This is a genomic window from Geobacter pickeringii, from assembly GCF_000817955.1.
GTDB classification, from domain to species: Bacteria; Desulfobacterota; Desulfuromonadia; order Geobacterales; family Geobacteraceae; genus Geobacter; species Geobacter pickeringii.
Window position 1 is genome coordinate 2,543,874 of the sequence record NZ_CP009788.1, and the last position, 20,012, is coordinate 2,563,885.

The 20,012-nt window shown below is 66.4% G+C and carries 16 protein-coding genes and 1 pseudogene; all 17 read right to left on the reverse strand.

Translation table 11 applies throughout. The annotated features are described in order from the left end of the window. Positions 1-54: 54 nt before the first annotated feature. The 17 genes and pseudogenes from GPICK_RS11460 to odhB all read right to left on the reverse strand — a co-directional run bounded on the left by GPICK_RS11460 (position 55) and on the right by odhB (position 19,946). Positions 55-375 (reverse strand): c-type cytochrome, encoded by a 321-nt coding sequence (locus GPICK_RS11460; protein ID WP_039743336.1) that lies wholly within the window; start codon positions 373-375, stop codon positions 55-57. Further along, positions 372-2,828 carry a Lon protease family protein gene (locus GPICK_RS11465; protein WP_039743338.1) on the reverse strand — a complete coding sequence of 819 codons (2,457 nt, stop codon included), beginning with the start codon at positions 2,826-2,828 and terminating at the stop codon, positions 372-374. Before GPICK_RS11465 ends, GPICK_RS11460 begins: the two co-directional genes overlap by 4 nt. Further along, positions 2,818-3,453: a lipoyl(octanoyl) transferase LipB gene (lipB, locus tag GPICK_RS11470; RefSeq protein WP_039743340.1), complete on the reverse strand. Its 636-nt coding sequence runs from the start codon at positions 3,451-3,453 to the stop codon at positions 2,818-2,820. Before lipB ends, GPICK_RS11465 begins: the two co-directional genes overlap by 11 nt. Continuing rightward, entirely contained in the window at positions 3,450-5,270 is a 1,821-nt protein-coding gene (locus GPICK_RS11475; protein WP_039743342.1) for a sensor histidine kinase, read from the reverse strand. The genes lipB and GPICK_RS11475 overlap by 4 nt, the downstream gene beginning before the upstream one ends. Continuing rightward, positions 5,263-6,630 (reverse strand): uroporphyrinogen decarboxylase family protein, encoded by a 1,368-nt coding sequence (locus tag GPICK_RS18030; RefSeq protein WP_269078657.1) that lies wholly within the window; start codon positions 6,628-6,630, stop codon positions 5,263-5,265. The genes GPICK_RS11475 and GPICK_RS18030 overlap by 8 nt, the downstream gene beginning before the upstream one ends. Continuing rightward, positions 6,611-6,877: pseudogene (locus GPICK_RS18035) on the reverse strand (uroporphyrinogen decarboxylase family protein); the annotation flags it as partial. The pseudogene GPICK_RS18035 and the gene GPICK_RS18030, both read right to left, overlap by 20 nt. Further along, entirely contained in the window at positions 6,874-7,569 is a 696-nt protein-coding gene (locus GPICK_RS11490; RefSeq protein WP_052263415.1) for a cobalamin B12-binding domain-containing protein, read from the reverse strand. The pseudogene GPICK_RS18035 and the gene GPICK_RS11490, both read right to left, overlap by 4 nt. A gap of 31 nt (positions 7,570-7,600) precedes the next feature. Continuing rightward, complete coding sequence (locus GPICK_RS11495) at positions 7,601-8,848, reverse strand: dihydrolipoamide acetyltransferase family protein (protein WP_039743344.1); 1,248 nt, start codon at positions 8,846-8,848, stop codon at positions 7,601-7,603. Between the two features lie 174 nt (positions 8,849-9,022). Next, positions 9,023-10,009 carry an alpha-ketoacid dehydrogenase subunit beta gene (locus GPICK_RS11500; protein ID WP_039743346.1) on the reverse strand — a complete coding sequence of 329 codons (987 nt, stop codon included), beginning with the start codon at positions 10,007-10,009 and terminating at the stop codon, positions 9,023-9,025. A 27-nt stretch (positions 10,010-10,036) separates the two neighbouring features. Next, positions 10,037-10,522 carry a VOC family protein gene (locus tag GPICK_RS11505; protein WP_039743348.1) on the reverse strand — a complete coding sequence of 162 codons (486 nt, stop codon included), beginning with the start codon at positions 10,520-10,522 and terminating at the stop codon, positions 10,037-10,039. Positions 10,523-10,620: 98 nt separating this feature from the next. Continuing rightward, positions 10,621-11,328: a hypothetical protein gene (locus tag GPICK_RS11510; protein WP_144400088.1), complete on the reverse strand. Its 708-nt coding sequence runs from the start codon at positions 11,326-11,328 to the stop codon at positions 10,621-10,623. 102 nt (positions 11,329-11,430) lie between these two features. Further along, positions 11,431-12,408: a pyruvate dehydrogenase (acetyl-transferring) E1 component subunit alpha gene (gene pdhA, locus GPICK_RS11515; RefSeq protein ID WP_039743352.1), complete on the reverse strand. Its 978-nt coding sequence runs from the start codon at positions 12,406-12,408 to the stop codon at positions 11,431-11,433. A gap of 39 nt (positions 12,409-12,447) precedes the next feature. Next, entirely contained in the window at positions 12,448-14,109 is a 1,662-nt protein-coding gene (locus tag GPICK_RS11520) for a sensor histidine kinase (protein WP_236685545.1), read from the reverse strand. A 73-nt stretch (positions 14,110-14,182) separates the two neighbouring features. Next, positions 14,183-16,123 (reverse strand): aconitate hydratase, encoded by a 1,941-nt coding sequence (locus tag GPICK_RS11525; RefSeq protein ID WP_039743355.1) that lies wholly within the window; start codon positions 16,121-16,123, stop codon positions 14,183-14,185. A 200-nt stretch (positions 16,124-16,323) separates the two neighbouring features. After that, complete coding sequence (gene lpdA, locus GPICK_RS11530; RefSeq protein ID WP_039743357.1) at positions 16,324-17,733, reverse strand: dihydrolipoyl dehydrogenase; 1,410 nt, start codon at positions 17,731-17,733, stop codon at positions 16,324-16,326. A 241-nt stretch (positions 17,734-17,974) separates the two neighbouring features. After that, positions 17,975-18,715: a tetratricopeptide repeat protein gene (locus GPICK_RS11535; protein WP_236685546.1), complete on the reverse strand. Its 741-nt coding sequence runs from the start codon at positions 18,713-18,715 to the stop codon at positions 17,975-17,977. Between the two features lie 16 nt (positions 18,716-18,731). Next, positions 18,732-19,946: a 2-oxoglutarate dehydrogenase complex dihydrolipoyllysine-residue succinyltransferase gene (gene odhB, locus GPICK_RS11540; protein ID WP_039743361.1), complete on the reverse strand. Its 1,215-nt coding sequence runs from the start codon at positions 19,944-19,946 to the stop codon at positions 18,732-18,734. Between the last annotated feature and the right edge of the window lie 66 nt (positions 19,947-20,012).

Sequence of the window (20,012 nt, forward strand, 5' to 3'; positions counted from 1 at the left end):
CGCACCGGCACGGTCCTGTCGACGATGAGCCGCGAAAGGGAGAACGGCGCTGGCTCACCGGAACGCGGCGATCACGTAGGCTCCGATCCGCCGCGCGTCGCCGGGGGGGATCACCCCCGGGGGAAAGGCGGGCATCCCCTGGCCGGGGTTGCGGATGAAGGCAGCCACGTCGTCGGCCGTGCGGATGCCGTTTGCCTGCCGGTCTGCGGGGCGCAGCGTCTTCTTCGGGTTCACGGTGTTGCCGCCGTCGGGGTGACAGCCGGCGCAGTGGGTGGCGAAGAGGGCCGCGCCGGTGGCGCCGCCCCCCCGACCGCACCCCGCCGCCAGGAGTGCCATCCCCGCCGCCATCGCCGCCCATGCCCCCCGGCGCCTCATGGTGCGGCTCCGCCATCGGCGGGAGGCGGAAGCTCCTTCCGTTCCTCCTTCTCCCCCCCCACCGCGAATTTCTTCATGCTCTCCAGCATCTCCCGCAGCCGCTGATCCACCCGATAGTTGATGCTCCCCTCGGGATAGGTGCCGTCCTCCTGGAGCTGGCCGGCCGGGACGCCGGTGAGGATCCCGATCCCCTCGTCGATGGTCTCGACGCTCCAGATGTGGAACCGCCCCGCGCGCACCGCCTCCACCACCTCGTCATTCAGCATCAGGTGCCGCTCGTTGGATTTGGGGATCAGCACCCCCTGCTCCCCGGTGAGCCCCTTCGCTTTGCAGACCTCGAAGAACCCCTCGATCTTGAAGTTGACCCCGCCGATGGGCTGGATCATCCCGTGCTGGTTGACGCTGCCGGTGACCGCGATCCCTTGGCGGATCGGGACGCCGGAGAAGGCGGAGAGGAGGCAGTAGAGCTCGGTGGAGGAGGCGCTGTCCCCCTCGACCCCCTCGTAGTTCTGCTCGAAGCAGATGGAGGCGGAGAAGGAGAGCGGCTTGTCGTGGGCGAACTTCCCGCCGAGGTAGCCGGTGAGGATCAGGACCCCCTTGTCGTGGATCGGCCCCGAGAGCTTCACCTCCCGCTCGATGTTGACCATCCCGGCGCGGCCGAGCCAGACCCGGGCGGTGACCCGGGAGGGGCGGCCGAAGGTATGGTCGGCCAGGGTGATGACCGACAGGCCGTTGATCTGCCCCACCATCTCTCCGGCGGTGTCCACGAGGATGGTCCCCTCGTCGAAGAGCTCCTGCATCCGCTCCTCGATCCGGTTGCTCCGGTAGGTCTTCTGCTCGATGGCCCGGGTCACGTGGGCCCGGGTGGCGGCACCGTTCTCCTCCTTCCCGGCCCAGAAGCTCGCCTCGCGGATCAGGTCCGAGATCTCCATGAACTGGGAGGAGAGCTTCCCCTGGTCCTCCACGAGCCGCGCCGCATACTCCACCAGGGCGGCGACGCCGCTGCGGTCGAAGGGGAGGAGCTTCTCGTTCTTGCAGTGGGTGGCGACGAAGAGGGCGTAATCCTTCAGCACCTCCGGGGTGCGGGCGATGCGGCTGTCGAAGTCGGCCTTCACCTTGAAGAATTTCCGGTAGTCGGGCTCCAGGTGGAAGAGGAGGTAGTAGATCCACGGCGAGCCGATCATGATGATCTTCGACTGGAGCGGGATCGGCTCCGGCTTCATGGAGGCGATGGTAATGAAGCGGTACTGCTCCAGCGGGTCCTCGATCTTGATCTCGGCGTTGCGGATGCAGCGTTTGAGGGCGTCCCAGGAGAAGGGGTTGATCAGCACCTCCCGGGCGTCGATGATCAGGTAGCCGCCGTTGGCCTTGTGGAGCGCCCCCGGCTTGATGAGGGTGAAGTTGGTGGTGGCGACCCCCCCCATCTGCATGACGTGTTCGAGGCGGCCGAAGAGGTTGTTGTAGGTCGGGTTCGGCTCGAAGACCACCGGCACCCCCTCGCAGCCGTGATTGTCGACGAAGACGTTCACCTGGTAGCGCTCGAAGGAGGGCTCCTGCCGCGGGAGCTTGAGGCCGGGGATGGGGGACGGCACCTGCTGCTGGGGCTTGAAGTCCTCCAGGTTCAGGATGATGTCCTCCTGGACGGCGTCGAGAAACTCCACCACCTGGGGGTTGGCGCCGTACTTCTCCCGCAGGGGATCGATGTGGTGGCCGACGGCGGCGAGCCCCAGATCGCGGTCGAGCTGGGCCAGGGCGTCCTTGGTCCCCTTTTCGTTCTCCCGCACCTGGCGGAGCACGTCGTTCAGCTTCTCCGTCAACTCCTGGCCGGTGGCGTCCAGCTTCTCCCGCTCCTCGGCGGAGAGCGCTTCATACTCCTCCTGGGTATAGTTGCGCTCCTCCTTCTGGGGGACCATGACGAGCCCCGAAACGGTCCGCTGCAGCGCGAATCCCTTCCCCTGGGCCTCGCCCTCCAGCCCGCCGAAGAGCTCGTTGTTCTTCTCCTGGTACTCCTCGACGATGGCGGCCTTGTTGGCCTCGTACTCCTTGCTGTCGAGGGCCTTGGGGATGATGGTCCGGACGTTGGAGATCAGCTCCTGCATCTCCTCTTCCAGCTCCGCCCCCTGGCCGGCCGGCAGGGCCAGGGCGATGGGGAGGTCGGGGGACTTGAAGTTGTTGACGTAGACCCAGTCCGACGGGGTCGGCTCGGTCTTCGCCCGCTTCTTGAGGATGTTCTTGATGGTGGAGGTGCGGCCGGTTCCCGGTTCCCCCGCCAGAAAGAGGTTGAAACCGCTCTCGCGGATGCCGAGGCCGAAGTCAATGGAGGCCAGGGCCCGGATCTGGCCGAGGGTCCCCTCCAGCTCGGGGAGATCGGCGGTGGTGGCAAAGTCGAACTGCTCGGGATCGCATACCCAGCGGAGCCTTTCGGCGGGGAGCTTCAACTCGTCAGTGGACACGGAAAACCTCCTTGGTCAGCAGTTGATCGAGCACAGCGCGGAACCACCCTGCAACCTGCCGCTTCGCCTCTTCCGGCGAAACGGCTCGGCCGCAGAGGGCGTCGAGCGACGTCACCGGACACCCCGCGATGCCGCACGGGTTGATCCGGGAAAAAGGAGCGGGATCGGTGGCGACGTTGAGGGCGAAGCCGTGCATGGTCACCCAGCGGCGGACGCCGACGCCGATGGAGGCGAGCTTCCCCTGCTCCGTCCAGACGCCGGTCCGCCCCGGTACCCGCCGGGCCGCCACGCCGAAGTCGGCCGCCGCCCGGATCAGCACCTCCTCCAGGAAGCGGAGATAGTGGTGCAGATCGCGGCCGCGCCTCCCGAGGTCGATGATGGGGTAGCCGACGAGCTGTCCCGGCCCGTGGTACGTCACGTCGCCCCCCCGGTTGGTCTCCACCGCCGCGATCGCCGGGTCGAGGATGTTCTCTCCCCTCCCCCCCCGGCCGATGGTGTAAACCGGCGGATGCTCCAGCAGCAGCAGCGTCTCGGGGGCTCCGCCGGCAGCCACCTCCGCGGCCAGTCGCTCCTGGATGGCGAAGGCGGCGGCAAAATCGATGAGACCGAGGTCGCGGATCTTCATGGTTCCCCGCCTCCAAAGGGGGGCGCGCCGGTACCGTCGAGGGTGAAGGAGAAGCACGCCCCCTCCCCCGGCACCCCCTCGGCCCAGACGAGTCCGCCGTGGCGGTGGATGATCCGCTGCACCGTCGCCAGCCCGATGCCGATCCCCTCGAACTCCTCGGAGGAATGGAGGCGCTGGAAGGCACCGAAGAGCTTCCCCACATACCGCATGTCGAATCCCGCGCCGTTGTCCCTGACAAAGTATACCATCCCGCCGTCCACCGGGCGGGCGCCGAACTCGATGACCGTCTCTTTCTTCTTCTCGGTGTACTTCCAGGCGTTGCCGAGGAGATTGGTCATGACCACCTCCGTCAGCACCGGATCGGCAACCGCGCGGACATCGTCGGCGATCCGGAATGTCACCCGCCGCCCGGGTACGGAAGTGGCGAGTTCCCCCGCCACCTTGCGGGCGAGCTGCGACAGATCGAGCGGCACGCGGTGCAGCGGCTCCCGCGACAGCCGTGAGAGGTTCAGGAGGGCGTCGATCAACCGTTCCATCTTGACGGTCGCCCCCCGGATCCGCCGCAGGCAGCCGAGCGCCTCCTCGCCGGCGGTTTCGCAGTGCTCGTCCATCAGGATGGCGCTGAACCCCTCGATGTGGCGCAGCGGGGCACGGAGGTCGTGGGAGACCGAATAGCAGAAGCTCTCCAGTTCCCGGTTGCTCGCCTCCAGTTGCGCCGTCCGATCCCGCACCCGCTGTTCCAGATCGACATTGAGCCGGCGGATCTCCTCCTCGCTCCGAAGCCGCTGAATGGCAAGGGCGAGAAACTCGGAGATGCGGCAGACGGCCTCGAGATCGCGGTCGGTGTAGTCGTGGGGGGGGTTGGCGAGGGCGATCTGGGCAACGAGCGCGTTGCCGAAGAGGACCGGCACCGAGAGGAAGCGGGTCACCGGGATATGCCCGGCCGGCACCCCCAGTGCGGCGGGATGGCGGGAGGGGGCGTTGCTGTAGAACGGCAGCAGGGTGTTGAGCGAGTGCCCCCAGAGCCCCGGGAAACGCCCCGCGGCGTCGGGGGGAAAGGTGAGGTCGCCGCCCCCCGCCATCATATCGGAGGTGAGATTAGTCACCAGCCTCCCCGCTTCGTCCAGCATCCCGATGTAGCCGTGGCTGCTCCCCGTCAGCTCCTTGGCCTTCTCCACGGCAATGGCCGCCACATCGTTGAATGTGGCGGTGGTGCAGACGACGGGGGGGAAGAGGTCGGCCAGGGCGGCGGCGACCCGCGCGCGCCAGCGCAACGTTTCGGTCCGTTCCATCACCTTCCGCTCCAGATCGCGGTAGAGAAGGCTGTTGCGGAGCACCAGCGCCAGGACCCCCGACAGCCGCTCCAGGGAGGCGTAAATGGTATCGAGGCCGGCGTGCCCCATGACGCCGAGGAGCATCAGGACCCCGACCCGTTCTCCCCCGGCATCCAGGGGGAAGATCAGGCTCTCGCCGTCAGCGTGGGGGGGAAGGAGATCGCGGACTTCGGGCGGAGACTCTTCGGGCAACCAGACCTGGGGTCCCTGGGCGGCGCTGCTCAGGAGGGCAAGCCGCTGCAGGTTCGCCGCAAACCCGCCGTCGCGCGTGCGGCGGGGGCAGAGGCTCACCGGTTCGTACGTCGCGCACGCCGACGACTGCACGCACTGCATGAGCGCCACGACCCGCACCCCGATCAGTTCGCGAATCTGCTCCGTGATGTAGGTGCCGCATTCTCCCGGATTCTCCGCCAGCCGCAGGATATTCTCCAGAAGCTCCACGAAGAGGAAGTTCAGCGACTTGTGGTTGGAATCGTCACCCATCGTCGACCTCCAGTGCCCCTGCAACGGCATCGGCCAGGCGGTCGGGGGGGACCGCCATCACCTCCACCGGCAGACCAAAGTAGGAGCCGATCTCCTCCAGGGTCTCCGTCGGCACCGGCACCACCCCCGTATCGAGGTAGACGATGCGCCGGTGCATCTCCTGCATGAAGAGCCGCGCGCTCTCCGCCGTCACGAACCCCAGCTCGTCCCGGAACGCCTCCTTCCAGCGCGCGCTCCATTCGGGGAGGAGGAAGAAGGCCCCCGCGCGCCGTAACCGGCGGTACTCCTCGCTCCCCAGGATGATCTCGCAGCAGTTGTGCCCCGCCACCCGGCGGACGCCGGAACGGGCGGCAAGCTGGTCCATCCGGGCCTGGCAGTCGCCGAAGAGCAGGACGATGCGCCGTCCGGGGAGGGCTTCGACCTCTTCGTCCAGCTTGTGCGCCAGGAGATCGGGGTGCATGTGGAGCATGGAATCGAGACACCGCACCGGCCAGGGGAATTTCCCCCCCTGCTCCAGGGCGGCCAGCTCGCCCCGGAAGATGCCGCAGCTGACCACCACCGCATCGCCACCGGCAGCGGCGCCGCGGACGGCGGACGTTCCCTGCCCCGCGACCTCGTCCCGGATGGCCCGCAGCGTCTCCAGCGGCGTATCCAGCGGGACATCCGCCGCGGAGGAGGCCAGGACGAAGTGCCGGTCATCCCGGCGCTCGGCGAGGATCTTTCCGGCCATTTCCCGCGCCCGGTCGGGGGGGAGGCGGTTCAGGACCGGCCCGTTCAGGTTGCCGAGCAAGAGCGGCGTCTCTCCCACGATGCGGCGCGCCTCCGCGAAGCTGTCGCCGGGGCCGATGACAAACCCCGCCACGTTGGGAAGCCCCGAGACCAGCGGCAGGAGAGGAACGGCCGGATTGCCGCCGTGATGGATGATGAGCGGCAGGCCGACCCGGGCGAAGGCCCGCTCCAGGGGTGGAACGATGAGACGGGAGATGACGGCCGGCGTCACGAGCCGCGGGTTGCAGAGCATGAGCGGGATGACGATGCAGCCGGCCCCGGCCCGGGCCAGCGCCTCCGCCATGGCAACGAAATGCTCCGTTGTCGCCGCCAGCACCCGCTCCGCCAGCTCCGGATCGAAGAGAAGGGTTTCGAGCCACCCTTCGAGCCCCATGAGCATTGCCGGCAGATCGACCGGGGCGGTGAGGACGGCGGCCAGCGGCACCTCCCCCCTGAGACGGTCCGCAAGCCGCCGGACGCTCTCGCAGAGATAGGCGAGGGGGGGTGCGGTCGATGGGGGGTGGGGCCAGGGACGCGGCGGCGCGGGGAGAACGGAACGGGTGCCGGCGGACGGTGGGGGGGCCGGCGGCATGGATGGCGAGCTCGGCGCCGAACGCCTCGGCCTCCTTGGGGAGGACGAAGGGGGCGAAGATGATGTCGGGGGCGATCAGTTCGGCCACCCGGGCCTGGCCTTGGGCGTAGAGCGCCGGGTCAGAATAGTAGCGGTCGAGGGGGATATCGATCAGCCGGGCGCCGTAGAGACTCAGGGTGAGCGTGAAGGGGGGGCGGTCGGTCCGCGCCCCGGTGAAGGCGGCCATGACCCGCTCGGCGGCGGTCATTGCCCTTCCCCGCGCAGGGAGCGCTCCCGGAGCGACTCCATGAGGGCGGGGGCCGCAATGGCATTCTCCGCCGTCCCGTCCCCTCCCACCTCGGCGACGAGCTCGGGACGGACCTTGAAGATCGCTCCCCCCACCGCCAGCATGATCCTGCCGGAGAGCCCCCGGCGGTCCAGCTCCTCGCGCACCGCGCGGATGCCGCGGGCGGTGACGAGCATCATGGCCGAGACCCCGATCACCCGCGCGCCGGCCTCCACGGCCCGGTCGACGAATTCGACCGCCGGGACGTCGTTCCCCAGATCGATCACCCCCCACCCCGCGGCGCGGAGGAACGTGCCGACCATCCGGCGGCCGAGGGAGTGGTAGTCGTCCTCGATGTTGCCGAGCACCACCGTCCCCCGCACCTCCCGGAGCGTCCCGGCCGGGGCTGCGGCCAGTGCCTTGTTCAGGATATCCTCGGCCACCTTTCCCGCCACGAAGCTCTGGGCCAGGGAGATATCCTCACGCTCCCACCGCTCCCCCACCTCACGGAGCAGCGGTTCCAGCACCTCCGAGAGGGCGCTCTGGTAGCCATGGGTGGCGGCCCACCGGTCGATGAGGCGGTTCGCCCCCTCCCGGTCGGCCTCGTCGATCATCCGGGAGAGTTCGGCGATCAACGCCTGCAATTTCGCGTTTCCCTTTGCCGGAACGACCATCAAGAGTTCTCCCACTCCCCTCTTCCACCCTCTACACCAGCATCAGCACCGGATTTTCCAGTATCCGCCTCAGCTCCCCCAGAAACCGCGCGGCGTAGGCCCCGTCCACCACCCGGTGGTCGCAGGAGAGGGTCACCCGCATGGTCTTCGCCGCCACGAGGTGCCCGTCGCGCACCGCCGGCCGCTCGGCCACGGCTCCCACCGCGAGGATCGCCGCCTGGGGAGGGAGGATCACCGCGGCGAATTCGTCGATCCCGAACATCCCCAGGTTGGAGATGCTGAAGGTGCCGCCGGAGATCTCCTCCTGGGTGATGGCGCCGCTGCGGGCCCGTTCCGCCAGGCGCACCGTCTGCCGGGCAATCTCCGCCAGGGAGAGCCCCTGGCACCCCTTCACCACCGGCACCTGGAGGCCGTCGTCCATCGCCACGGCAAAGCCGATGTTAATGGCGTCATGCCGCACGATCCGGTCGGCGGCGAAGGAGGCATTCATCAGCGGAAACGAGCCGAGGGCCATGGCCGCCGCCCTGATCGTCAGGTCGTTGTAGGTGGCGTCGTGCCCGCTCCCCTTCAGCTCCCGGACGATCTCCACCGCCTCCTTCATGTCGATCTCCACCGTCTCGTAGAAGTGGGGGATCGTCCGCCACGCCTCCCCCGTCACCTTCGCGATGGCGCCGCGCATCCGCGTGAGGGGCTCTCCCTCCCCTGCCGCGGCGGCCGGGGCGCCCCCGGCGGTCCCCTCCTCGTCCCGCTTGGCCAGATACCGCTCCAGATCTTCCTGGAGGATCCGTCCGTCGGGGCCGCTGCCTGCCACCCGGGCAAGGTCGACCCCCTGCTCCCGCGCCAGACGGCGCACCGCCGGCGCCGCCTTCGTATCGTCGGAGTGGCCGGCGGAGACCGGGGAAGGCTGCTCCTCGCCGGGGAGTTCCATCACCCGCTCGGGGACCTCCCCCGCCCGTTCCGGCGCTGGCGGTTCCGCCGGCGGCTGCCGGGCACCCTCGGGGGGAGGCGCCGGCTTTTCGCCGGCAGGGGGAGGAGCCTCCCCCCCCCCGCCGATGACGCCGATCACCGCGCCGACGGCCACCATCTCCCCCGGCTTCACCCGCTGCTCGGCCAGCACCCCCGAGGCGAACGCCTCCAGCTCCATGGTCGCCTTGTCGGTCTCCACCTCGGCAATGATCTCCCCCCGCTCGATCTGCTCGCCGACGCTCTTCTTCCAGGAGACGAGCCGCCCCTCGGTCATGGTGTCGGAGAGTTTGGGCATGGTTATGTCGGTTGGCATAAACACCTCAATTTCTGCCACGGAGACACAGAGACACAGAGAAAATCAAATTTCCCACTTAATACGCCGCTCGTCTTTTCACTCCTGTGCGCTGTGCATCCCGGCTTTCCCATGGCTGTCAACGTATTCTTGCTGTTATCTCTGAGTCTCCGTCTCTCTGTGGCAGATTGATTCTCAATACGTTCCGCTCAGCGTCTCCCGCACCGCCGCGGCGATAGTCTCCGCCTGCGGAATGCAGAGCCGCTCGATCTGCCGCGAATACGGCATCGGCACGTCGAGCCCCGAGACCCGCCGCACCGGCGCCCGAAGCCGATCGAAGCACTCCTCGGCGATGATGGAGGCCAGATGCCCCCCCAGCCCGGCGCTCCGCCAGCACTCCTCCACCACCACCGCCCGGCCGGTCCTCTTCACCGACTCCACGAAGGTGGCCGAATCGAGGGGGGTGAGGGTGCGGAGATCCACCACCTCGCAGGAGACCCCCTCCTTCTCCAGCACCGCCGCGGCCTGGAGCGCCAGGATGGTCATCCGCGAGTAGGCGACGATGGTCACGTCCGTCCCCGCGCGCTTCACCTCGGCCTTCCCGAAGGGGACGACGGACTCCGGATCGTCGGGGACCTCCCCCTTGCTGTTGTAGAGGAGCTCGTGCTCCAGGAACACCACCGGGTTGTTGTCGCGGATCGCCGTCTTCAAAAGCCCCCGGGCGTCGGCGGGGGTTGCCGGCACCGCCACGTAGAGGCCGGGGCAGTGCATGAAGTAGCTCTCCAGGCTCTGGGAATGCTGGGCTCCCAGCTGGCTCCCCCCGCCGCCGGGGGCCCGGAGCACCATCGGCACGGAAGCCTGCCCGCCGAACATGGAGCGGATCTTCGCCATGTGGTTCACGATCTGGTCCATGGCGAGCAAAGCGAAGTTCACCGTCATCAGCTCCGCCACCGGCCGCAAGCCTCCCATGGCGGCGCCGACGGCGACACCGACGATGGTGTTCTCCGAGATGGGGGTATCCTTCACCCGCTCCTCCCCGAACTCCGCCAGGAGCCCCCGGGTCACCTTGAAGGAGCCCTCGTAGAATGCCACATCCTCCCCCCAGACCACCACCGAAGGGTCGCGGCGCATCTCCTCCTTCATGGCCAGATTGAGGGCGTCGCGGTAGGTCATTTCAGGCATGAAAATCCTCCGGTTTCGATTACCGCGTCAACCGCGGCGCGCCGCCTCGATTGCAGCGATGTCGATCTTTTTCATCTCCATCATCGCATCGAAAGCACGCTTGGCGGCGGCGGGGTCGGGATCGGTTATCGCTTCGGTTAGAGCAACCGGCGTAATCTGCCAGAACAGCCCCCATTTGTCCTTGCACCAACCGCAGGGGCTCTCTTCACCGCCGTTGCCGACGATGGCGTTCCAGTAGCGATCCGTTTCGGCCTGGTCAACGGTTGCGACCTGAAACGAGAAGGCCCAGTTGTGCTCGACCCCGGGTCCGCCATTGAGCCCGAGGCAGGGAATTCCCATCACCGTAAACTCCACCGTCAACACATCCCCTTTCTTTCCAGACGGAAAGTCTCCGGGCGCGAGGTGCACCGCACCAACGGATGAATCGGGAAAAGTCTCGGCATAAAACCGCGCCGCCTCCTCGGCGTCGCCATCATACCAAAGGCAAATCGTATTCTTTGCGTGCTTATTCATGTCACACCTCCTGGGCTATGGACGTGTTACTGTTTCATATTAACTAGCCAACGTAAGGCTGACCGGCCTGCTTTTTGGGCCGGCCGTAAGCTTGGTGGTTATCTGCTAGGTTCGCTATCGCATAGGGAAAGGATTTCCTCTTTGTCGCTATTCCACATGCCAATAATTGCATTATCAATAAGTTTGGGAATAGATTGTTTCCACAAAACTCCATCGGCATCGTGAGGGCTTAGCTTCAAGCGCCCAGCAATGTCATAGGTGCTACTGATGATGTCCCAAAAGGTTTCAAATTCCTTTTTGGTAGAATTTGAATACTTATTGTAACCGTAAAATGCCATCATAGTATATTTGCTATCAATAGGCATAATAAGATCTGGTAACAAGAAATGAAGCGCTTTAGATACACCAACAATTTTTCTATTTGACAACATAACGTTCAAATTACTAAATATTATTTCAGATATTGGTTTTATTGTTGAAAGATCATCGTAAATATCGTCATACAACTTGTATGTATACAATTTTAATAATTGTTCTTTGTAAGTTATAACAGATTTCTTGAAATCTTGAAATGGCGCAAGCTTTGCCCTCCTCTTGTTCATATCCCATTCTTCTAAAGTTCTATAAGTTATGATCAAGAATTGGTCGTTATCGATTAACGTTTCTAGGCTTCTGGATTGCCTGTGCATCGCAATCAAGTCCCTGTAATAAGCTAAGGCATGCCCTGATCGATAAGTTTGATTGCATTTTTCGACGAAGAAATGAAAGTGTTTCTTGGAAATGGTGGCGAGATCGATTAATTGCATTTTCCTCTCTCCAGATAACTCCCTCGGCCGCACCATGGGATCTCCACCCATAGCTTCTTCTCCGTGTCTCTGTGCCTCCGTGGCAGGTGTTCAAACGTGTGTTCACACGTAGACATCCCGGAACACCTCATCCTCCTCCGGCCACGGCGATTCCTCGGCGAACCGCACCGCCTCCTCCACCCAGCCGACGCACTTTTCCCGGACGGAGTCGAGCTGCTCCATCGTGGCGATCCCCTCCGCCACGAGGCGCTTGCCGAAGCTGGGGATCGGGTCGCGGGCCTTCCAGAGCTCCACCTCGGCGAGGCTGCGGTACTTGCCGGGGTCGGCCATGGAGTGCCCGCGGAAGCGGTAGGTCATGGCCTCGATGAGGTACGGCCGGCTCTGCTCCCGCACCCAGTCGGCCCCCCATTTGACCGCCTCGTAGACGGCCGCCACGTCCATGCCGTCAACCCGCACGGAGGGGATGTCATAGCCGCAGGTCCGCTTGTGGATGTCGGAGAGGGCGGAGGCCCGCGCCACGGAGGTGCCGATGCCGTAGAAGTTGTTTTCGCAGACGAAGAGGACCGGCAGCTCCCAGAGCCGGGCCCAGTTGAGGGATTCGTGGAAGGTTCCCTGGTTCGCGGCACCGTCGCCGAAGAAGCAGGCGGCGATCCGGTCCTCCTTCCGGTAGGTGGCCGCAAAGGCAAGGCCGACGGCGATGGGGAACTGGCCGCCGACGATGGCATACCCCCCCATGAAGGAGAGCTCGGGGGAGAAGAGGTGCATGGAGCCCCCCTTCCCCTTGCAGAGGCCGGTCCGCTTCCCGAAGAGCTCGGCCATGACCCGCCGCGGCTCCGCCCCTCGGACGATGGCCTGGGCGTGCTCGCGGTAGGCGGAGAGGATGTAGTCGTCCTTGTGGAGCGCCGCCGTGGCGCCGACGGCCACCGCCTCCTGGCCGCTGTAGAGGTGGAGGAAGCCGGTGATGTGCCCCTTGGTGTACTGCTCGGCGCACGACTCCTCGAACTCGCGGGAGAGAACCATCTGCTCGTACATTTTCAGAAGCTCGGCGTCGGGCAGAACCGCCCGCAGTCTGCTTTCCATGGATACCTCCCTGATGTGGATGTCTCGCAAGCCCCGCTGTCACAGCGTAAAATAGAAAGTGGCCCCCTTCCCCATCTCCCCTTCGGCCCAGATCCGCCCGCCGTGGCGCTGGACGATGCGCTGGACCGTGGCCAGACCGATGCCGACCCCCTCGAACTCGGTGGCGCTGTGGAGCCGCTGGAAGACGCCGAAGAGCTTGTCGGCATGCTTCATCTCGAAGCCAGCCCCGTTGTCGCGGACGAAAAAGACCCGCCGGCCGTCGGATTCCGCGGCGTCGAACTCGATGACCGCGTTCTCCGTCCTGCCGGTGTACTTCCAGGCGTTGCCCAGGAGGTTTTCCAGGGCAATCCGGATCAGTTCGGCATCGGCAAAGACCGTGAGTTTATCCGCAATCCGAAAGGTCACCCGGCGCTGCGGCTCTTCGGACTGCAGCTCCTCGGCAACCTGCCGGGCCAGGGAACTCAGGTCGACGCTCTTCATCTGCAGATCCCATCGGCTGAACCGCGCCAGCTTGAGGAGGTTGTCGATGAGCTCCTTCATCCGGTCGCTGCTCCGGCAGATCCGCTCCAGATATTGCTTCTCCTCCTCGCCGATCCGGTCGCCGAAATCGTCCAGAAGGATCCGGCTGTACCCCTCGATATGCCGCAGCGGCGCCCGCAGGTCGTGGGAGACGGAATAGCTGAACGATTCCAGTTCCCGGTTGGAGACCTCCAGCTGGGAGGTCCGCTCCCGGACCCGCTGCTCCAGTTCGGCGTTGAGGCGCCGGACTTCCTTTTCGGCCCGCGTCCGCTGCCTGATCTCATCCTCCAGCCGCCGGTTGGACTCGCAGAGTTCCGCCGTCCGCTTCTGCACCACCACCTGCAGCAGCTCCGGCTGCCGCAGCAGGATATAGATGAGTGCGGTCACCGCCACGCTGAAGATGGCCAGCAGCGCATAGTCCAGGGCGACGACCAGAGACGTGCGCCAACCGGATGCCGGGGTCATGGAAAGCCGCCATTTGCCGTTCGGCACATCGAAGACGAAATTCACCGGCCCGGCGGCAAGGGGGCGTCGCGAGCGGGCGAACGATTCCCACCGGGTGGTATCGGGGTTGAGCCGCGCAAGGTCGTAGGCGTAGCCGTGTTGTTCCAACTGGGCCAGATTGCTCGCCACCAGCAGGTCCTCAAGACGCATCAGGACGGTGGCGAACCCCCAGAACCGCTCGCCCGTCTCTCCCCCCCGGACGAACACCGGCAGACGGCCGATGACCCCGACCCCTCCCTGGATCAGCTTCACCGGTCCGGCCAGGGTGAGCTGGCGGCTCTCGATCGCCTTCAGGGCCTCGGTGCGCCGCTGCGGGTCCCGGAGGAGGTCGTGGCCGAAGGCTTTCTCGTTCCCGGCCAGGGGATAGATATTGAAGATCACGCCGCCGGGGGCGAGCTGGAGGCTGCTGATGCCGCCGTAGGTGCGGATCATCTCCCGGGCCAGCTCGTCGAAGTCCCTGACCTCCCCGTACTGGTGGAGGATCGACGCCAGGGCATAGGTGGCGGACAGCGAGCGGGAGAGCTGGCGCTCCAGCGTGTAGGCGGAGCTGGCCGCAAGTTGCGAGACGATCTGGCGGCGATCATGCTCGCGGGTTTTTTCGACCTGTTCGACGATGAGCGTGCCGACCGCCATGAAGGCGAAGAAGACCAGCGCCGCCCATCCTGCTGCTCTGCTCATGTTCATGCCCCGATGACGACGATTCGTCGGACCGCTCGCCGATTGCCATGAACCGTGCCGGTTCGATTTCCCGTTACCCTGCACTGCTCCTCACGAAGTTCAGCGTCCCGCCGGCCAGGAGCTCCTGCCGCTGCCGGTCGGAGACCTCAAGCAAGGTGACGATCTCCCGACCGTTTACCTTGACCGGTATCTCCGTGGCCCCGGCGGCCACGAGCCGCCGCAGGTCCGGGAAGGTGAGCGTGTCTCCCTGCTTCAGGCCATCGTAGTCCGCCGGATCCCTGAACGTCAGCGGGAGGATGCCGAAGTTCACCAGATTCGCCTTGTGGATCCGGGCGAAGCTCTTGACGATCTTGGCCCGGATGCCGAGATAGCGCGGCGCCAGGGCCGCGTGCTCCCGGCTCGACCCCTGGCCGTAGTTCTCCCCGCCGATGACGACGCCGTTCCCCTTCTCCTTCGCCCGCGTGTGGAAATCGGGGTCCAGTTGCTCGAAGACGAACTGACTGATGGCCGGGATGTTGCTCCGGTACGGCAGCACCTTGTTGCCGGCCGGCATGATGGTGTCGGTGGAGATGTTGTCCCCCACGGTGATGATGACCTCCGCCTCCAGGGTCTCGGGGAGGGGGGCGAAGTCGGGGAACGGGATGATATTGGGGCCGGTGACGATCTCCACATTCTTCGCCTCCTCCGGCGGGAGGGGGAAGATGATGCTGGAGTCGTCCACGACGTACTTCGTCGGGTTCTGGACGTTGGGCCACGGCATGAGGTCGCCGAGCTTGCGGGGGTCGGTGACCACGCCGAAGATGCCGGCGGCGGCCGCCGTCTCGGGGGAGCAGAGGTAGACCCGGTCGTTCTTGGTGCCGCTGCGCCCCGGGAAGTTGCGGGGGAAGGTGCGGAGGCTCACCTGGTCGGTCCCCGGCGCCTGCCCCATGCCGATGCACCCGAGGCACCCCGGCTGGTGGATCTGGGCACCGGCGAGAAGGAGCATCATCACCCCACCCTGGTCGGCCACGTTTTCCAGCACCTGGCGGCTCCCCGGATTCACGTTGAAGGAGAGGTGGGAGGCGACACGCCGGCCGTCCAGGATGCGGCAGACGGACATAAGGTCGCGGAAGGCGGAGTTGGCGGAGCTCCCCACCAGCACCTGATCCACCTTCAGCCCCTCGATGTCGGCCACCCGCACCACGTTGTCCGGCGACGAAGGGCAGGCGATGAGCGGCTCCACGGTGGCGAGGTCGATCTCCTCGTACTCGTCGTAGGTGGCGTCGGGATCGGCGGCGAGCTCCTGCCAGACCTGGCCGCGCCCCTGGGCCTCCAGGAACTCGCGGGTCCGGTGGTCCGAGGGGAAGACGGAGGTGGTGGCCCCCAGCTCCGCCCCCATGTTGCCGATGATGGCCCGGTCCGTGGCCGAGAGGGTCGCCACGCCGGGGCCGTAGTACTCGATGATCTTCCCGACCCCCCCCTTCACCGTGTGACGGCGGAGCATCTCCAGGATCACATCCTTGGCCGAGACCCACGGCTGGAGCTGGCCGGTGAGCTTCACCCCCCAGATCTTCGGGCAGGGGAGGTGGAACGGGTGCCCCGCCATGGCGAGGGAGACGTCGAGGCCGCCGGCGCCGATGGCGATCATGGCGAGCCCCGCGGCGGAGGTGGTGTGGGAGTCGGCGCCGAGCATGGTCCGCCCCGGCACGCCGAAGCGCTCCAGGTGCACCTGGTGGGAGACGCCGTTCCCCGGCTTGGAGACGTGGATGCCGAACCGCTGGGCCGCCGTCATGAGGAAGACGTGGTCGTCGGCGTTGCGGTTGTCGGTCTGGAGGAGGTTATGGTCGATGTACTGAGCCGCCAGCTCCACCTTCACCCGGTCCACCCCCATGGCGATGAACTCCAGCATCGCCATGGTGCCGGTGGCGTCCTGCAGCAGCGCGTGGTCGATCGTCAGGGCGATCTCAGTGCCCGGTTTCAGTTCGCCCTTTGCGAGGTGTGCTTCGAGAATCTTCGTTGCGAGGTTCTTGCCCATTTTCACCCTCCTGGAAATCTGCCACAGAGACACGGAGGCACGGAGGCGGACGCACGCGTCAGTCCCCTCTCCCAGGGGGAGAGGGTCCGTCTTCCCCTCATCCGGCCTTCGGCCACCTTCTCCCCAGGGGAGAAGGGACCGGTGTCAAGCGGTCCCTCCGTGTCTCTGTGTCTCCGTGGCAGGTTTTGACTGGTTACACGTTACGCATGTATCGCCCGCTTCTCCACATCCAGGGCCGCTTCCTTCATCGCCTCGGCCAGGGTCGGGTGGGCGTGGAAGGTCATGGCGATGTCGGCGGCGCTGCCGCCGTAGGTCATGACGGTGACCGCCTCGGCGATGAGGTCCGAGGCCCGGGGGCCGATGACGTGGATGCCGAGGACCCGGCCGCTGTCGGGCTTGGCGAGGATCTTCACGAACCCTTCGGTCTCGTCCATGCACCTGGCCCGGCCGTTGGCCATGAAGGGGAACTTCCCCACGGCGTACTCGACCCCTTCCGCCTTGAGCTCCTCCTCGGTCCGCCCCACGCTGGCCGCCTCGGGCCATGTATAAACGATACCAGGGATAAAGGCGTAGTCCACCTCAGAAGCCTGCCCCGCAAGCCGTTCCGCAAAGACCTCTCCCTCCGCCATCGCCTTGTGGGCGAGCATGGGGCCGTGGATCAGGTCGCCGATGGCGTAAACGCCCTGAACGGATGTCTGGTAGTTCGCATCCACCGCAATCCGTCCATCCTCCGGCCGGACGCCGAGCTCCTCCACCCCGAGCCCCGCCGTGAGGGGACGGCGCCCCGCCGCCACCAGCACCCGGTCGCAGACGATCTCCTCCGCCGCCCCTCCCGTCTCCACGGTGACCACCCCCTTCCCGTCACGCTTCGCGAAGCCGGTCACCTTCGTCTCCATCCGGAAGGCAATCCCCTGCTTTTTCAGGGAGCGCATCAGGGTGTCGGCCACCTGGCCGTCGGTGGCGGGAAGCATCTTCGGCAGCATCTCCACCACCGTCACCGGGGCGCCGAGCCGCCGCCAGACCGAGCCGAGCTCCAAGCCGACGTACCCCGCCCCCACCACCAGCAGATGTTCCGGCACGTTGTCGAAGGCAAGGGCCTCCCGGGCGCTGACCACGGTCTCGCCGTCATAGGGGATGAACGGAATCGCCGCCGCCTCGCTGCCGGTGGCCAGAAGGACCCGCTTCCCCCGGAGCTGCTGCGTCCCCCCGGGTGCCGCCACGTCAACGCCGTGGGCGCCCCCCTCTCCGCCGGTGAGGCGGGCCGTCCCCTGCACCCAGTTGATCTTGTTCTTCTTGAAGAGGAAGGCGACGCCGTCGGTCAGCTTCTTCACCACGTCGTCCTTGCGGGCCATCATCCGGGCAAGGTCGAGCCGCGGCGGGTCGATGGCGATGCCGTGGCCGGCGAATCTGTCCCGGGCCAGGGCGAAGAGCTCGGAGGAATCGAGGAGCGCTTTGCTGGGGATGCACCCCTCGTTGAGGCAGACCCCGCCCAGGGCCTCCCGCTTCTCCACCACCGCCACGGCCATGCCGAGCTGGGCCGCGCGGATGGCGGCCACGTAGCCGCCGGGGCCGGCGCCGATGATGATGAGGTCGTAAATCTGTTCGGACATGGTTCCTCCCGGATGAATTCTGTTTTTGCCGACAAAGCCACCAAGGCTCCCCGGAGGGGGGCGGGGGCTCCCGCGGAGAAAAGAGTCCCGCAAAAAAGCACCGGACGCCATTCAAAGGGAAAGCATAAAGAAGCGGCTGCTCAGTTCGCCTGAAAACCGCCCGGTGACGCTTGACTCTTTTCGGAGCGGGAGCCCCCGCCTCCCTCCCGCCACCGAAACGCGATCGCAACGCAAACGAGGTTTACTTCCCCGGCCGGTAGATGATGTCGAAGGTTCCCCCCTGGAGGCGGTTCCAGAGCTTCTCATCCGGTGCGGCGGGGGAGGTGGTCCTGGTCTCGCTGAAACCCGGCAGGGAGAACTTGAGGCTGAACTCCCCCTGATCGAGGATCACCCCTTTCTCCGCGAGGCGCGGTCCGCCGTCGCTCCCCTCGCTGCGCGGGGTGGGAGCGGGCGCCGCCACGGTGGGATCGAGGGAACGGATCTCCACGGGGCGCCCCCGGAAGGAGACGAGTTCCTGGAGGACGTCGCGGGCCCCTTCGTTCCCCTGGCGCGACGCCTTGCCGAGCCAGTCGATCGCCGTCACCTTGTCGACCGGCACCCCGTCCCCGGCCAGCAGAAGCATCCCGTAGGCATACTGGGCCTCGGCGTCCCCCGCGGACGCCGCCCTGCCGATCCAGCGGGCCGCGGCCCGGCGATCCTGCCTCACGCCGATTCCCTCGTAGTAAAAGGTGCCGAGGTAGTACTGGGCCCGCACGAGTCCCCGCTCCGCCGCCATCTTCATGTAGCGGGCGGCAGCCGCCGGGTCGCGGGGGGTGCCGGAGCCGTAAAGGTATCTCAGGGCCACCATGTAGGCGGCCCGGGGATCTCCCTTTCGTGCCGCGCCCCGGGCGACGGCGAGCCCGTTCCCCGCCCCCCCCTGGCCGGCGGCGGGGGCCGCCGCCAGCAGCGACAGCACCGCCACCGCCGCCATCAGATGTCCCATTGTTCTTGCCACCAGCCTACCCTTCCAGGAAGAGCTCTTCCGGCTCCTCCACGTACTCTTTCACCTTCTTCAGGAAACCGACCGCCTCCCGCCCGTCGATGATCCGGTGGTCGTAGGAGAGGGCCAGATTCATCATGGGGCGGATCACGATCTGGCCGTCGCGGACCACGGGACGCTCCTGGATGGCGTGCATCCCGAGGACGCCGCTCTGGGGAGGGTTGAGGATCGGCGTGGAGAGGAGCGAGCCGTAGACGCCGCCGTTGGAGATGGTGAAGGTCCCCCCCTCCAGGTCCGAGAGCTCCAGGCGGTTGGCCCGGATCTTCTCCACGAACGCCGCGATGGTCCGCTCGATCTCGGCGAAGTGGAGTAGTTCGGCGTCGCGGAGCACCGGCACCACCAGCCCCTTTTCGGCGCCGATGGCGACGCCGATGTTGCAGTAGTGGTGGTAGACGATGTCGCCGCCGTCGATGAAGGCGTTCACCGCGGGATACTCCTTCAGCGCCTCCACGCACGCCTTGACGAAGAACGACATGAAGCCGAGGGAGACGCCGTGGCGCTTCTGGAAGTGCTCTTTGTACTTCTTCCGCAGCTCGATGACGCGGCCCAGGTCCGCCTCGTTGAAGGTGGTGAGCATGGCGGTCTGCTGCCGCGCCGCCAGAAGCCGCTCGGCAATCCGTTTGCGGATGGGGGTCATGGGGGTGCGGGTGATGCGCCCCTCCTCCCCCGCCGAGCGCGCCGGCTCCGGCGCGGGAGAAACCACCCCGGCGGGGGGCGGCGGCGCAACGGGCGAGGGGTGTTGGGCAGCCGGCGGCGTGGCGGTGAGCAGGTCGTCCACCGTCACCCGCCCTCCCCGGCCGCTCCCCTGCACCGTCTCGGGGCTGATCCCCTTTTCCTGGGAGATCTTGCGGACCGCCGGCGACAGGGGGAGGGGCTCCTGGGGCGCCGCAGTGGGCGGAGCTGGGGAGGACGGGGGCGGAGACGCCGGCGCCGCGGCCGCTGCGCTCCCTTCGGCGATGGAGCCGATGACGGTGCCGATCTTCACCGTGGTCCCCTCCGGCACCGTGACGGTGAGGACGCCGTCTACCTCGGCGTTGAGCTCCATGGTGATCTTGTCGGTCTCGATCTCGCAGACCGGCTCGTCCTTTCTGACCGCATCGCCGCTCTTTCTGAGCCACTTGGCCACCAGGGCCTCGAAGACCGATTCGCCGACTGAGGGGACTTTTAGTTCCATATTCCGCTCCTGAAGTTATTCAAGATGACGCGAATTGCTCTCGGCAAACCGCGTACCCCCTCACCC

Coding starts and splice junctions, on each gene's coding strand:
- GPICK_RS11460 (WP_039743336.1), bottom strand. CDS start 375: ATGAGGCGCCGGGGGGCATGGGCGGCGATGGCGGCGGGGATGGCACTC.
- lipB (WP_039743340.1), bottom strand. CDS start 3,453: ATGAAGATCCGCGACCTCGGTCTCATCGATTTTGCCGCCGCCTTCGCC.
- GPICK_RS11475 (WP_039743342.1), bottom strand. CDS start 5,270: ATGGGTGACGATTCCAACCACAAGTCGCTGAACTTCCTCTTCGTGGAG.
- GPICK_RS18030 (WP_269078657.1), bottom strand. CDS start 6,630: ATGCCGCCGGCCCCCCCACCGTCCGCCGGCACCCGTTCCGTTCTCCCC.
- GPICK_RS11490 (WP_052263415.1), bottom strand. CDS start 7,569: ATGGTCGTTCCGGCAAAGGGAAACGCGAAATTGCAGGCGTTGATCGCC.
- GPICK_RS11495 (WP_039743344.1), bottom strand. CDS start 8,848: ATGCCAACCGACATAACCATGCCCAAACTCTCCGACACCATGACCGAG.
- GPICK_RS11500 (WP_039743346.1), bottom strand. CDS start 10,009: ATGCCTGAAATGACCTACCGCGACGCCCTCAATCTGGCCATGAAGGAG.
- GPICK_RS11505 (WP_039743348.1), bottom strand. CDS start 10,522: ATGAATAAGCACGCAAAGAATACGATTTGCCTTTGGTATGATGGCGAC.
- GPICK_RS11510 (WP_144400088.1), bottom strand. CDS start 11,328: ATGCAATTAATCGATCTCGCCACCATTTCCAAGAAACACTTTCATTTC.
- pdhA (WP_039743352.1), bottom strand. CDS start 12,408: ATGGAAAGCAGACTGCGGGCGGTTCTGCCCGACGCCGAGCTTCTGAAA.
- GPICK_RS11520 (WP_236685545.1), bottom strand. CDS start 14,109: ATGAGCAGAGCAGCAGGATGGGCGGCGCTGGTCTTCTTCGCCTTCATG.
- GPICK_RS11525 (WP_039743355.1), bottom strand. CDS start 16,123: ATGGGCAAGAACCTCGCAACGAAGATTCTCGAAGCACACCTCGCAAAG.
- lpdA (WP_039743357.1), bottom strand. CDS start 17,733: ATGTCCGAACAGATTTACGACCTCATCATCATCGGCGCCGGCCCCGGC.
- GPICK_RS11535 (WP_236685546.1), bottom strand. CDS start 18,715: ATGGGACATCTGATGGCGGCGGTGGCGGTGCTGTCGCTGCTGGCGGCG.
- odhB (WP_039743361.1), bottom strand. CDS start 19,946: ATGGAACTAAAAGTCCCCTCAGTCGGCGAATCGGTCTTCGAGGCCCTG.